Source organism: Kribbella sp. NPDC050459 (assembly GCF_040655315.1).
Lineage (GTDB): Bacteria > Actinomycetota > Actinomycetes > Propionibacteriales > Kribbellaceae > Kribbella.
In genome coordinates this window covers 691,840-705,815 of the sequence record NZ_JBFAJQ010000003.1, presented here as the reverse complement: position 1 = coordinate 705,815, position 13,976 = coordinate 691,840, and the positions used below count along the sequence as shown (strand labels likewise).

Annotated in this window: 10 protein-coding genes; all 10 read left to right on the top strand. The window is 68.4% G+C overall.

Features of this window, described 5'->3' with window-relative positions; genetic code table 11:
* Nucleotides 1-50 precede the first annotated feature (50 nt).
* The 10 genes from AB0I12_RS14590 (at nt 51) to AB0I12_RS14545 (ending at nt 13,921) form a co-directional block, all read left to right on the top strand.
* Entirely contained in the window at nt 51-953 is a 903-nt protein-coding gene (locus tag AB0I12_RS14590) for a type II secretion system F family protein (protein WP_359929238.1), read from the top strand.
* Entirely contained in the window at nt 950-1,870 is a 921-nt protein-coding gene (locus tag AB0I12_RS14585; protein WP_359929236.1) for a type II secretion system F family protein, read from the top strand. Before AB0I12_RS14590 ends, AB0I12_RS14585 begins: the two co-directional genes overlap by 4 nt.
* A gap of 94 nt (nt 1,871-1,964) precedes the next feature.
* Nucleotides 1,965-2,189, top strand: coding sequence for a hypothetical protein (locus AB0I12_RS14580; RefSeq protein WP_359929234.1), 225 nt, complete (start codon nt 1,965-1,967; stop codon nt 2,187-2,189).
* An 11-nt stretch (nt 2,190-2,200) separates the two neighbouring features.
* On the top strand, nt 2,201-2,650 hold the full coding sequence (locus AB0I12_RS14575; protein ID WP_359929232.1) for a TadE/TadG family type IV pilus assembly protein: 450 nt from the start codon (nt 2,201-2,203) through the stop codon (nt 2,648-2,650).
* Between the two features lie 8 nt (nt 2,651-2,658).
* Nucleotides 2,659-3,105: a TadE/TadG family type IV pilus assembly protein gene (locus AB0I12_RS14570; RefSeq protein ID WP_359929230.1), complete on the top strand. Its 447-nt coding sequence runs from the start codon at nt 2,659-2,661 to the stop codon at nt 3,103-3,105.
* On the top strand, nt 3,092-3,820 hold the full coding sequence (locus AB0I12_RS14565) for a hypothetical protein (RefSeq protein ID WP_359929228.1): 729 nt from the start codon (nt 3,092-3,094) through the stop codon (nt 3,818-3,820). Before AB0I12_RS14570 ends, AB0I12_RS14565 begins: the two co-directional genes overlap by 14 nt.
* An 18-nt stretch (nt 3,821-3,838) precedes the next feature.
* Entirely contained in the window at nt 3,839-4,483 is a 645-nt protein-coding gene (locus tag AB0I12_RS14560; RefSeq protein ID WP_359929226.1) for a hypothetical protein, read from the top strand.
* A 109-nt stretch (nt 4,484-4,592) separates the two neighbouring features.
* Nucleotides 4,593-5,543 (top strand): hypothetical protein, encoded by a 951-nt coding sequence (locus tag AB0I12_RS14555; RefSeq protein WP_359929224.1) that lies wholly within the window; start codon nt 4,593-4,595, stop codon nt 5,541-5,543.
* A gap of 21 nt (nt 5,544-5,564) precedes the next feature.
* Entirely contained in the window at nt 5,565-8,576 is a 3,012-nt protein-coding gene (locus tag AB0I12_RS14550; protein WP_359929222.1) for a hypothetical protein, read from the top strand.
* Between the two features lie 356 nt (nt 8,577-8,932).
* Nucleotides 8,933-13,921 carry a fibronectin type III domain-containing protein gene (locus tag AB0I12_RS14545; protein ID WP_359929220.1) on the top strand — a complete coding sequence of 1,663 codons (4,989 nt, stop codon included), beginning with the start codon at nt 8,933-8,935 and terminating at the stop codon, nt 13,919-13,921.
* Nucleotides 13,922-13,976: the final 55 nt, after the last annotated feature.

The following is a 13,976-nucleotide window of genomic DNA, read 5'->3' as shown; positions in this document are numbered from 1 at the left end:
CACAGTCCGATTCGTGCCTCGTCGGCGCCCGGAGCGAAGCGAGGACGCCGATGAGCGACAGGACTCTGGGGGCGCTGTTGTGCGGCGCGGTGGTCGGCGGCGCGGTGATGCTGCTGATCGTCGCGCTCCGCGGCACCGAGCCGAAGGACGAGACCCCGTCGCTGTTCCGCAACCGCGGCGCCGACCACCGCAAGAACATGATCCGGCTCGGCGCCGCGCTCGCGGTCGGCCTGCTCGTGCTGGTGGTGACCCGCTGGCTCGTGCTCGCGGTCGCCCTCGGCCTGCTGGCCGGGATGGCGGACCGGTTCTTCGGCGGCACCGGTGAGGAACGCCGGGCGATCGACCGCCTGGACGCGCTCGCCAGCTGGACCGAGGCGCTGCGCGACACCATCGCCGGCGCGGTCGGCCTGGAACAGGCGATCCCGGCCACCGCGGTGAACGCGGCGCCCGCGATCAAGCCCAGCCTGAACCTGCTCGTCGACCGGCTGCGGATCCGCGAACCGTTGCCTTCAGCCCTGATGCGGTTCGCCGACGACCTTGACGACCCGTCCGCCGACCTGATCGTCGCCGCCCTGGTGCTGAACGCCAGGCTGCGCGGTCCCGGTCTGCGGGAGGTGCTCGGCGCGCTGGCGGACTCGGCCCGCGAGGAGCTCGACGTACGGCGGAAGGTGGCGGCGGAGCGCCGGTCCACCCGGCGCAGCGTCCAAGTGGTGGTCGCGATCACGCTGGTGATGGCTGCCAGCCAGGTGCTGTTCAATTCGGCGTACATGGCGCCGTACACGAGCTTCATCGGCCAGGTCGTGCTGACGGTGGTGATCGGGCTCTACGCGCTCGGCCTGCTGTGGCTGCGGCGGCTGGCGAAGATCGAGGTGCCGGAGCGGTTCCTGATCGGCGTCGTCGACGACCGGTCGAACCGGCCGGGGAGCGAGCGGATGGAAACGGTGAGCGGATGACCTGGGCCTTCATCACCGGCGGTATCGCCGGCCTCGGTGTGTACGTGCTGGTCCGGATGTTCATCAAGCCACGGGCCAACGTGCTGTCCACGATCGCGCGGATCGACGCGGGCCGCGGTGGCTACATGAGCGGTGCCACCACCAGCGCCGCCGGCGAGCGGCGGCTCGGCGGGGTCGACCGGGCGCGGGAGACCCTGGGCCGTCGGCTGGAGGCGGAGGCCAACGCGCGCGGCTGGGCGTTCGGCAGACTGCGCAGCGACCTCGCGGTGATGAACCGGCCGTTCGCCGCGATGCTCGCCACCAAGGTGTTCTTCGCACTCGGCGCGATGATCTTCATCCCGATCGTGCTGTTCCTGTTCTCCGCGATCGGGATCACGGCGCCCGGCCCGGCGCCGGCGATCGTGACGCTGGCGTTCATGGCGCTGGCCTTCTTCCTGCCCGACCTGGCACTGCGGCAGGAGGCGGAGAAGCGGCGCCGGGACTTCCGGCACGTGGTCGGCAGCTTCCTGGACCTGGTCGCGATGAACCTCGCCGGCGGCCGCGGTCTGCCCGAGGCGCTGATGACCGCGTCGACGATCGGCGAACACTGGGCGATGGCCCGGATCCGGCAGGCCCTGGCGAACGCGCGGCTGATCGGCATCACGCCGTGGGACGCGATGGCCCGGCTGGGCGAGGACCTCGGCGTCGAGGAACTGCGCGACCTGGCCTCGGCGCTCGCCCTGGCCGGTGACGAGGGCGCGAAGATCCGCTCCTCGCTGCTCGCCCGGGCGGCGTCGCTGCGGCGCAAGGAGCTGGCCGACGTGGAAGGCAAGGCGGGTGAGCGCTCCCAGTCGATGCTGGTCGCGCAGCTCGTCATGATCGCGGCGTTCTTCCTGTTCCTGGGCTTCCCGGCCGGCGCGGCGATCCTCGGAAGTTGATCCGGACAATGCGGGCGGCAAGGGATCCGTTGGACGGAATGGTCCGTCGAACCCGGCATACTGAGGCCTGCTTCGGCCTCACGATCTGGAAGGCATGCGAATGACCTCGGAGTTGATGTTCTGGCGCACGATGGCCGGCTATGCAGTTGCCCGGGCGCAGGCCCAGCGGGCCCGTGCCAAGCAGGGCCACACCGAGCTGGGCGCGTCCGCGCTCGAATGGGCGATCATCTCGGGGATCCTGGTCGTCGCCGCGCTCGCGATCGGTGCCGTGGTGAAGAAGGTCATCGACAAGCACACCGCCGACATCGACAAGGGCTGACGGACAGATCCATGCGGCTGGGGCGGCTGAGTCGGCCGGAGCGGAAGGGCGTTCGGCGGAGACGGTCGGAGCGAGGTGTCAGCACGCTCGAGCTGGCCATCCTCGCGCCGGCGATCCTCACCCTGATCTTCGTCTCCATCCAGACCGCCCTGTGGCTGTACGGGCGGTCCGTCGCGCTGAACGCGGCGCAGGAGGGCGTCTCCCGGCTGCGGCTGGTGCAGCCGCCCGTCTACACCACGGCCGTGGGGGAGAAGGTGCGGGCGGACATCCAGTCGTACGCGCAGCAGCTCGGCGGTACGACGCTGCGGAATGCCACCGTGCCGTTCCCGGCGTACAACACCCCGGAACGCACGGTCTCGTTCACGGTCACCGGCGACACCGTCTCGCTGGTGCCGGGACTGACGCTGAAGGTGAGCCGGACCGCCACCGGTCCGATCGAGCAGTTCGACGCCGACAAGTGAGGATGCGGATGCTGGGGGTTCGCCGGTTACTTGCCCGGCGTCGTGAGCGCGGCACGCTGGCGCTGGAGATGGTCATCCTGGCGCCCGTGCTGCTGGCGCTGTTCATGTTCTTGCTCGCCTGCGGGCGGTACTTCCAGACGTCCTCGCTGCTGGAGGGCGCTGCCCGGGACGGCGCCCGCGGGGCCAGCCAGGCGCGGTCGCTGCAAGAGGGCCAGGGCCGCGTCGACCAGGCCGTCACCGCCGCGATGAGCCAGGCGGTGGAGTCCTGCAAGCAGTCCGCCTCGGGTTCGATCACGACCGGGTTCACGGCCGGTTCGCCGCTGTCGGTCGAGGTCACCTGCACGATCAACTACCGCGACCTGGGGCTGCTCGGTCTCGGCGGCGACACGAAGATCACCAAGCGCTTCACGTCCTCGCTCGACCCGTACCGGGGGGTGCGCGGTGACGGCTCGTAAGCTCGTGGACTTCTTCCGGATCGATGCCCGGCGCAACCACCGGCGCATCCCGCGCGGTGCGCTGAGCCCCGCGGTCGCGATCCTCGCGGTGATGATCTTCACCCTGGCCGGCCTGGTCATCGACGGCGGCCGCCAGCTCGGCGCCCGCTCCCGGGCGATCGGCTACGCCCAGGAAGCCGCCCGCGTCGGCGCCGCCGCCATCCAGCTGAACGTCGCCGAGGCCAAGATCGACACCGCCAAGGCAGCCGCCGCGATCACCGAGTTCTGCGGCCAGGTCCGCTCCAACGACCCCGCGGTCACGGCCTGCCGCCCCACCACGCTGACCGACAAAGAGGTCGACATCCAGGTCGACATCGCCAACAAAACAACGTTCTTAGGCCTCGTCGGCAAACAATCCCTCAAAGCCACCGGCACCGGCCAGGCCCACGCCGAACAAGGCATCACCAAGGCCGACGACAGCCCCACCATCCCCTCGATCGTGGTGAACCCAACCACCGACGGCCCCGGCGCACCCACGAGCAACCCCCGCCCGCCCACGATCGACCTGCCGTGTCCGACCTGGACCCTCGGTTCGCCGACCCCGATCTGGACGCTGTCGCCGTTCCCGTTCCCGGCGACCTGCTCCCCGAACGTGACCCCGACGCCGGATCCTTCCGGGACCCCGCCGACCGACAGCCCGTCAGGCCCCACCAGCCCGCCGTCCAGCGGGCGCTAGACCCGGAGGATTCTCTTCGTGCGTAGGTTTGCCCTCCCGGCCGCCGTGGTGGCGGGTGTCCTGCTGCTGAGTGCCTGCAGCAAGGACTCGAACGACGGCGGCCGCCCGGTCCCGGTCGGCGGCGACTCCGGTACGACGTCGTCGTCGAGCGCGCCTTCGGCCGAACCCAGCACGACCACGAGCGCGCCGACAGAGCCCGTCGCGACCGCGAAGCCGACCGCCCAAGCCAAGCAGGTGATCGTGCAGCCCGGGAACTTCGCGTCCAACCCCGCCGTCCAAGGCCTCGTGACCAGCTACCCGCTGTACTTCCAGGCCCTGGTGTCGAAGGACGACACCATCCTGAAGAGGCGCTTCCCGTCCTTCTTCTACGCCGACGTGTCGCAGGAGATCGCGGATGCCAAGCGCAACGGCTGGGTGATGAAGCCGCCGGGAAGTGTGGTGGTGGTCGGCGCGGCCAGCACACAGGACGGCACCGTGGCGGTTCAGATGTGCCGTTCGCAGACCGCGCAGTACTGGGATCCGAAGGCGCGGAAGTGGGTGGTCGTCGCTCCGAACGGTTCGCCGGAGGTCTTCGAGATGATCAAGACCGGGCTGGGCTGGCTGCCGTACCGCGTGGCCACCAGCAAGGGCGTCAACTGCGCCGGAATGCGATATCCGGCCTAGTCCGGAAGCCTGGCATTCGAGGTTGCGAAGAGGTGACGGGGCACTGGGCACCGGGCATGATGCCCCTGGTCGAAGATAATCTGCGGGAAGACGAGTCTGGGGAGTGAGGATGCACAATCGAGTAGGTCGCACACTGCTCGTCCTGAGCGTTGTACTCGCACTACTCACGGCGGTCTCCGCCACCACAGCTACCGCAGACACGATCCAGACCGGGAACAAGGTCTGCAGCATGTACGTGAACTCGGTCGGCTTCGGTGCGTACTGCAGCTCCGGCAAGGCTTACACAGGCGGCCAGCCGCCTCCGACGTGGCGCGAGCGCCTGCGCGGCAGACCGTTCGTGCCGTGCCGTGATTTCGACATCCCTGAGGGCATCAGGCTGCCGCGGGCGCCGGAAGGCAAGATGTGGGTGCTGCGGATCACGATCACCGACTACACGCTCGACAGCTACAACGGCGGACCTGAGGCTCACCTGGAGCGGGCATACGTCGCGGTCGGCCCCGAGGAGCGCGCCCAGTGCCCGTTCCCGGACTACATGAACCAGTTCTGGTGGCCCTTCAAAAGCACCTATCCTCCGCCGGCGCTGCAGATCATGCCGACCTACACACCGCGCGTGAACGTTCCCGCCTACTTCACCCTGACCCCGGAAAGTTCGATAGCGGTCAAGAGCGACATCGGCAAGTACACGCCGGAGGAGATGACCAGCGGGTACTTCGACCCGAAGCACAATCTCACGATGCAGGGCATGGTCGTGCGGCTGACGATCGACCCCGGTGACGGCACCGGCCCGTTCAAGTGCGCCGCCGGTGTGACGCCGGTCGACGACCCCGACGGATACGACCAGTCGAAGGATCCGAACGACCAGGTCAACCCCTGTAAGCACGTCTACAAGAAGTCCAGTGCGAGTCAGCCGGACGGGATGTACACGGTGAAGCTGACGATCACCTGGGAGGTCTCGTACTGGGTCGGCAAGGACGCCGGTGGGTGGAATCCGATCGGTCAGGCGAACGTGACTGCTGTGCAGCGGCTGCCTGTGCAGGAAGTTCAGGCTATTGGTGGCTGATGGTGGGGGTATGGAGGCGTGATGGTTAGGACGAACGAGCCTGTGCAGGCGGCGCGGTTGCCGCAGCGGCGGTCGGGGAGTCCGGGGGCGGATCGGCTGAAGGGCTTCGTCGCGCTGCTCGCGATCCTGGCGATCGTCGGCGGTGTGCCGTACGTGCTGCTGCGCTTCTTCGGTACGCCGTGGCCGGACACGATGCCCAGCAAGAGCATGCTGTTCAGCGAGCTGAGCGTCGAGACCGTGCTGGGCATCATCGCGTTCTTCATCTGGATCGCGTGGCTGCACTTCGTGGTCTGCTTGGTCGCGGAGGCGGTCGCTGAGATCCGCGGCCTCGGGCTCTCGCCGCGGGTCCCGCTCGGCGGCGGTTCGCAGGTGCTGGCCCGTCGCCTGATCGGCACCGTCGTACTGATCGCCGCGGGTGCCGGTGTCAGCCTGCCGGTCGCGAGCGCGGTCACCACGGGCGGCCCGGCCGCGCCGACGTCCGTGAGTGTGAAGCACGAGTCCTCGGGGTCGCAGTTCCGGCAGACCGAGGCGGCGAGCACGGTCCTCAGCGGCAGCAGCCAGCACTCGAAGACGAGCGTCGGCGTCCGGACGAACAACGACCACAAGGGTCAGGTCGTCAAGTACACCGAGGTCCGCCCGCCGTCGGGACGCAACTACGACTGCCTGTGGGACATCGCCGAGCGCTACCTGGGCGAGGGCCGTCGGTACAAGGAGATCTACGACCTCAACAAGAACAAGCTGCAGCCCGACGGCCGCCGGCTGACCAACCCGGACCTGATCCTGCCGGGCTGGCAGGTGCGGCTGCCCGCGGACGCCAAGGGCCCGGGCGTGCACACAGTCCGCGTGAGCATCGGCGACCACACCAAGTCGACGGTCAGCACCAAGACGACCAAGTCGACCACCGAGACCAGGACGGCGGTCAAGCCGAAGGTCACGGTCGAGAACAAGACCGAGACCAGGACGACGCCCGAGACGAAGACGACCGGCCCGGGACGTTTCTCCGAGCAAGGGATGGAGAAGCCGTCGTCGATCGGGATCGGCAGCGCGAAGAACGATCCGGGTGCGAAGAACGTCAAGCCGGGGGAGCCGAGCGTCACCGTCGAGCCGCATGCGCCGGGCGCCGGCCAGTCCGAGCACGGCGAACCGGCCGCGGGTGGCACCCGCGTCCCGGAGGCGACTCCGGTCGCGGCCGACGACGGCATCAGCCTGCAGGAAGCCGGGATGTACGGGTTCGGCGCGACGCTGCTCGCGGCCGGTCTGGCACTGGCGCTGAAGCGCCGCCGCGGCTGGGCGCAGGGCCCCGGCCCGAAGGCTGCCGGTCACCGGCAGACCGAGGTCGGCCTGCGGCTGGCGTCGGACGTGCCGACCGCCCAGTTCGTCGACAACTCGTTGCGCAAGCTGGGTGCGGACATGACCCAGCTGCAGCGGCCGATGCCGAAGGTCGTCGCCGCGCTGGTGACCGACAGGGCGCTCACTCTCGTCCTCGACCCGTACGGCGCGCAGCCCGAGCCCCCCGGCCCGTGGCAGGCGATCGCCGACGGCACCCGGTGGACGCTGCGCCGCGGCTACGGCCCGACCGGTGAGGTCAACGCGCCGGCGCCGTACCCGACGCTGGTCACGGTCGGGCAGAACGCCGACGGCGCCACGGTGCTGATCGACCTCGACACGGCGAACGGCATCGTCGCGTTCGGCGGCGTGAACAACGCCTCCCGCGACGTGGTCGGATCGCTCGCGGTCGAGCTCGCGACGAACCTGTGGTCCGAGGGCGCGCACATCAGCATGGTCGGGTTCGGCGACGACCTGTCGTCGTTGGCGCCGGCGCGGCTCAGCTACTGGGTCCGCCTCGACGACGCGATGGGCGAGGTCGTACGGCGCACCGAGGCGCAGGTGCAGGCCTGCCAGCGTCGGGACGCCGGCTCGGTCGCCGAGGCCCGGATGACGCATCCGGACGCGGCGCTGTGGGGCCCGGAGGTCATCTTCCTGTCCGCGCCGCCGTCGCCGGAGGAGCAGGACCAGCTGAACCGGCTGGCCGCCGACACCAAGCGCAGCATCTCGGCGGTCGTGGTCGGCGACGTGCTGAACTCGCCGTGGCGGTTCGTCGTGGACGAGAAGAACCAGGCCGTCTGCCGGCTGCTCGGTCTCGAGGTGGACGCGCACAGCGTCAACCCGGAGCAGTTCGCCGACCTGGTCGCGCTGTTCGACGCGGCCGAGGCCGATGCGCGCGACAAGCGCCGGTCGGAGCAGGACATGCCGGCGTACGAGTTCTCCACCATGGATCTGAGCCGGCCGGCTCCGGTCGAGGTGGACCTGCTCGGGCCGGTCGAGGTCGACGCCCGCGGGGTCATCGACGACGGCCGGGTCGCGCTGTCGACGGAGATCATCGCGTTCCTGGCCAGCCAGGACTACGGCGTCCACCCGAACGTGCTCGCCGGTGCGATCTGGCCGCGCGGCATCAGCCAGGAGCTGCGCGACGCGGCGCTGGAGCACACCCGGCGCTGGGTCGGTGTGGACGCGATGTATGCCGACGAGTCCGGCCGCTGGATGCTCAACCGCAGCGTCGTCCGGGTCGACTGGGACGTGTTCCGCACGCTCGCGAAGCAGGCGTCGATGATCGACGACCCGCGCGGCCCGCTGTCGACGGCGCTCAGCCTGGTGCATGGCCCCGCCTGGTCCAACCTGCCCGGCGGACGCTACTCGTGGCTCGCCGCGTCCGGCATCGAGCGCAGGATGGCGGAGGCCGTCGTCGACGCCGCACTGCGGCTCGCCGAGGCGTCGCTCAACCACAACGACGGCACCATGGCCCGCACGGCCCTCCAGACCGGCCTGAGCTTCTCGCCGGCGTCGGAGGAACTGTGGCGAGCCACACTCCGCCTGGCCGCCCACTTCGGCACCACCGCCGACGTCACCAACGTGGCCGGCCAGATGTACGCCGCCCTCACCCGCCACGGCGGCCCCCGCGGCCCCGAGGCGGAAACCGACGCCCTGGTGGACGAACTACTCCCGGGCTACCACCGCCCGGCCCAGGTCGCCTGACGCGCTCGTGACAGCAGTCGGATTGTCGTTGCAACAAGCTGCAATTCGACTGCGGAGCGTGCCTGCACGTTGCTAGAGTTTGCCTGCTCCGGGGGCCGCTCTAGCTGGGGGTTTCAGTGCAGTCAATTGCACGAATACTTCTGTCGTTATGCCTGATTCTCGGCCTCGCGAATTCTCTGGCACCGGCCGCCGAGGCGGATTCGGCCGGACAAAGCCGGAATGTCGCGGCCACCGCGACGACGGTGCCCAACGCTGGGCCCGGACAATACCTGCCGTTGTCGCCACCACAGCGAATGCTGGACACCGGAACGGGTATCGGCGTCCCAACCACGACGCCGGTCCCCGCCCAGGGAACCGTGACGGTCCAGTTCACCGGCCGCAAAGGCGTCCCCACGACCGGAGTCAGCGCCGTCCAGGTGAACATCGTCACCATCTCGCCGACGGCGACCGGGTCGATGTTCGCCTGGCCGGCCGGTGAGGCCGCGCCGAGCGCGCCGAACTTCTACTTCTACGCGAACAGCGGATTGACCTCGTCGTCCTCGACGGTTCGGGTGAACTCCGCGGGTGCGATCAGCTTCAAGAACGGCAGCGCCGGCACGGTCCGGATCCTCGCCGACGTGACGGGCTACTACACCGACGCATCGTCGCAGGCATCCGGCAACCGCTTCGTCCCGCTGCGCCAGGCGCGGGTCATCGACACCAGGAGCCGGATCGGGGTAACGACCAACACGCCGGTCCCGGCCAACTCCGCGATCACCGTCACCATCGCGTCGAAGGGTGGTCTGCCGGCGGCGGCGAACATCACCGCCGCCGTCGTCAACGTCACCGCCTGGACGCCGACGGGCGGCGGTGGATGGACGTTGTACCCAGGCGGCAGCGCCCGCCCCAGCGCCTACCACGGCAACTTCGGCGCCGCGAAGCCGTACACGAACAGTGCCGTCGTCCAGCTCTCGAGCACCGGCAGCCTGACGCTCTTCAATGTCTCCTCGGGCACGACGCACTACACCGTCGACGTCGTCGGCTACTTCACGGCCGCGACGAATCCCGCGGCGATCTCGTTGCGATCCGTCCCCGTCGCGCAGCAGCGCGTGCTCGACTCAGGTTCGGCGGCGTTGGTACCTGTCAACGGCGTACAGACTCTGCAGCTCTTCGGTCGAGCCGGTCTCCCGGCGAGCGGCGTGACGTTCGCTGCCCTGCGAGTGACTGCCTACGGCTCGACCACCAGTGGTGAGGTCGTGACGTATCCGGGGAACGAGACCCGGCCGACCGGAGTGACGGACGTTGCGCCGCCGTCCGCCAACACGCTCTCCTTCAACCTGGTCTGGGCCCGTGTCAGCCCCACCGGAACGGTCAGCATCGTCAACGGCACCAACGCCGGCGTTCGCCTGTACGTCGACATCCAGGCGTACGCCGTCGCGCCGTCGAAGCCGCAGCCGCCGCTCCACGTCACCGGAGGCGCCCGCGACCGGGCCGTGGAGGTCCGCTGGGATCCGCCGGCCGACTCGGGGGATCTCCCGATCGCTGGATACGACATACTGACGTCTCCCGGGGGTCAGACTGCGTCGACCAGCACTGGCACCTCCGTCGTCGTGCAGGGACTCACGAACGGTACTGCGTACACGTTCCAGGTTCGCGCGAAGACAGCGGCGGGCGCGTCGGACTACTCCGCGGCGTCGCAGGCGATCAAGCCGGCGGCGCCCGCTCCACCCGGCGCGCCGTTCATCACGAACACTCTCGGTCGGGACAGCGAGGCGGTGGTGACGTGGTCCGCACCAGAGGGCGCGGTCGATCAGGTGGCCAGTTACAAGGTCACGACAGTCCCGGCCACGACGCCGGTGACTGTTGCTGGTGACCAACACAGTGCAACACTGCCCAGCCTGACGAACGGCCAGCTCTACAAAGTCGTGGTCACGGCAACGAACGCCAACGGCTCGACGGCGTCGATGGCAGTTCCGGTGATCCCGAAGGTTGCCGAAGTCCCCCTGAAACCAATGGATCTCGCACTCTTCCAGCTCGACGGCCGCCTGGACATCCAGTGGGTCCAACCGGCCGACGGCGGCGCCGACATCCTCGACTACGAGGTCACCGCCAACCCAGGGGACCACCGGATTGTCATCCCCGCCGGCACGACCGTGACCGGTTTCACCGGCCTCGACAACGGCACGATGTACACCGTCAAGGTCCGAGCCCGCAACAAAACCGGTACCGGCGACTGGTCCGTGGCGACCGGCACGCCATCAGCGACCCGGCCGCCCAACGCACCAACCGATCTGCAAGCCTCAGTCGCCGAGAACGGCACGATCACCGTGGCCTGGGAACCGCCGATCGACACCGGCTCCGCCCCGATCACGGGCTACCGCGTGACGGTCAGCCCCGGCGGACGGGTCGTCGACACGACCTCGCTGTCCGCCGCGGTCGACGGGCTCGATCAGCAGACGCAGTACACCTTCGTCGTCTCGGCGCTGAACATGCACGGCGCCGGCCTGCCGACAGCAGCTTCCAGGCCGATCAAGCCGACCATCGCCGTTGCCCAGGACCCGATCGTCCTGACCGCTGACTCGATGAGCCGAATCGCGAACGTTGGCACCACGAGCATCTCCGTGACCAATCCGAACGCACAGCTCAACGCCATCCAGGCGGGCGCCATCGTCGTCGCCACCTCGAGCCCAGCAACCCCAGAGGGACTGCTCCGCAAGGTCCTACGGGTCGACACCGGCACGGTCTTGGTCTTCCAAACCGAAGACGCGTCGTTGCCCGACGTCGTGTCCGATGGCGCCTTGTCCCGCGACATCAAGATCAAGGACTCCGACGGCCTGCGGTTCCAGCAAGAGACTCCGGGCGCGACGCTGCGGCACCCGACGGTGAAGGGCAAGACGCTACGGCAGGGAGCCCCGCGAGCCCGCGCCGGCACCTCGGCAACAGTCGACCCGCCGACCTTCGGGCTGCACGACGGAAAGTTCACTTTCGAGTTCTCCGCGGACATCGACCATGGTGTGCACGTGGAGATCGCGGGCTCGCTGGATCCGTCGTTCGAGGTCAACGGCGGACCCGGCTCGCCCCAGAGCGAGTACACGATCAAGGCCGACACCAACATCGAGTACAGGGTCGACCAGTCGTTCTGGAGAGGCGAGAAGGAACGCCGCATCCCGATTGGGCACCTGCGGGGCGCCTGCGTTGCGGTGTACCTCGGCCGTCTCCCGGTCGAAATGTGTCCGGGCGTCGACGTGTACGTGGTGCTGACCGTCGAAGGCCGAGCAGGCATCAGACTCGTCGGCCATTCATCCGGTCAGTTCGGAGATCGCATTCGCCGCAACGGCAACACGCTGAGCGATGAGCCGTTCGGCGACCAGAGCCTGGTCTCCGAACCGCACCTCGACGCGTTCGGCAACATCGACGAAACGCTCGCCCTCGAACCCGACATCATGCTGCTGTTCTACGGAACGGCCGGTCCGTACATCACCGCAAAGCCGTACGCTCGGGCCGAGGCGGACACAGACAAGAACCCGTTCATCGCAGGTTTCCTCGGAGTCCAACTCACTGGTGGTCTGACGGCAGATCTGGCCACGAAGAACGTCCTGCACCAGCAGTTCGAAGGGTTCCGCTGGGAGCAGCAGGTCTTCGACTCGGGTGGACCGATCCGCAACGTGCTGATTGATCCGCCGAGCGCGGAGTTGGCAGTGGGCGAGACGATCGACTTCAACAGCCGTATCTTCGGCTATCCGGACGAGCCCGCGACATGGAGCGTCGTGAAGGGACCCGGGACCGTCACCCAGGACGGAGTCTACGACGCGGTCGCCGATGGCGTCGTGAAGGTTCAGGCCCTGGTCCCGCCGAACGGCGACCACGGCGAGCTCACGGCGGAAGCCGGGATCTATGTCGGCCCTCATGTCCCGACCCCACCCCGAGACGTCACCGCCACCCCCGGCAACCTGGCCGCCCTGGTCACCTGGCGGGAGCCCTCGCAGCCAGGTGGCAACCCCATCGACCACTATGTCCTGACCACCGAGCCGGACACAGGCTCGCACACCGTCCCCGGTTCGAACCTGAGCACGGTCATCGGTGGCCTACGGGCCGGCGTCAGCTACACGGTCAGCGTCTTCGCTGTCACCGCCGCTGGGCAGAGCGGGCCTGGTACGTCGCAGCCGGTCGTCGCCGGTAGTCCGTTGATCGACAATCCGGGCGCCAACGATCTGATGCGCGGGATGGACGGGAAGACGAGCACCGTCGGGGTCGAGCTCTCCGACGACGGCCGCTACGCGTTCTTCCCGTTGAGCCTGACCCCGGACGAGGTCGGGCCGCCCGGGATCCCGCGGGACGGCAACTTCTACCTCGTCCGTAGAGACCTGGCCAACGGCGAGGTCGAGCTGGCCTCGCGTGCGGCGGACGCCCGTTCACCACAGATGATCTCAGCGGCGGTCGACCCGTTATCCGGTGGCTTCGGTCGTCCGAAGCCGAAGCTCGCGAGCGCTGCCAATGGCCGCTATATCGCCTACATCGTGGATGGGGACGGTCCGGCGCGCAAGGTCATGGTCTACGACTTCGACGAGCACGCGGTGTGGACTGCCGACCCGGGAATCTCGGCACCTGTCGAGCGCATCGCGCTGTCGGACTCCGGAAGCATCTTGGCCTTGAATACTCTGGTCGAGGACCCTGGATACCCGCAGGGGGATGTTCGAAAGATATTCCGGGCAGTTAAGGGCAGCGCGGTCCAGCGGATCGACATGTGTACGTCGAGTCTGGTCTGCGATTCCGCCAACATGACCGGGATGCCGGGTGACGGCAATACCATCGTCTATACGATGACGGTGAACGACAATCGGAGTCCTTACTTCAACGGAGCCAACGAATACGTGTTCTACAATGCGTCGACCGGTCAGGTGAGTATGCCGTACTACAAGATGGGTGGGTTGTCGTTCGGCCCGATGCAGCTGAGCCGGGACGGCCGGTACTTCATTTCCAATGCCCTTCTCATGAAGGGCTTCGATCCCGACTCGTCCGCAGTCGTGGTCAAACGCCTTGGGACTGGCGTGGTCACCGAATCCGACATTGTTCAGGGTGGATACTACTGGGATATTCCCGGTGTGCCGTTGGCTGTCAGTAACGATGCCAACATCTTGGCGTGGGAGCCCGGCGCCAGCGACGTGGTTCCAGCTCGGCCGGGTCATTTCGTGGTGCAGGACCGGGCCGATGGGACTCGCGTGTCCGTCCAGGATCCGGCGCCGTTCCCGCCGTTCACCATCTGGTCGATGACCATGACGCCGGACGGGAGCATGGTCGCCTGGCTCCCCGGGACGTCCACCACCGATCCCGATCCGGCGCACCCATTGGCGCAACGGATCGGATAGGTACCGCAAACCGCCCCTGGACTCCGCGGAGTCCAGGGGCGGTTTCGTTCACTGG

What these genes read in the sequence shown, in the direction of transcription:
- AB0I12_RS14590 (WP_359929238.1), top strand. Translation starts at nt 51, where the DNA reads ATGAGCGACAGGACTCTGGGGGCGCTGTTGTGCGGCGCGGTGGTCGGC.
- AB0I12_RS14585 (WP_359929236.1), top strand. Translation starts at nt 950, where the DNA reads ATGACCTGGGCCTTCATCACCGGCGGTATCGCCGGCCTCGGTGTGTAC.
- AB0I12_RS14580 (WP_359929234.1), top strand. Translation starts at nt 1,965, where the DNA reads ATGCGAATGACCTCGGAGTTGATGTTCTGGCGCACGATGGCCGGCTAT.
- AB0I12_RS14575 (WP_359929232.1), top strand. Translation starts at nt 2,201, where the DNA reads ATGCGGCTGGGGCGGCTGAGTCGGCCGGAGCGGAAGGGCGTTCGGCGG.
- AB0I12_RS14570 (WP_359929230.1), top strand. Translation starts at nt 2,659, where the DNA reads ATGCTGGGGGTTCGCCGGTTACTTGCCCGGCGTCGTGAGCGCGGCACG.
- AB0I12_RS14555 (WP_359929224.1), top strand. Translation starts at nt 4,593, where the DNA reads ATGCACAATCGAGTAGGTCGCACACTGCTCGTCCTGAGCGTTGTACTC.
- AB0I12_RS14550 (WP_359929222.1), top strand. Translation starts at nt 5,565, where the DNA reads ATGGTTAGGACGAACGAGCCTGTGCAGGCGGCGCGGTTGCCGCAGCGG.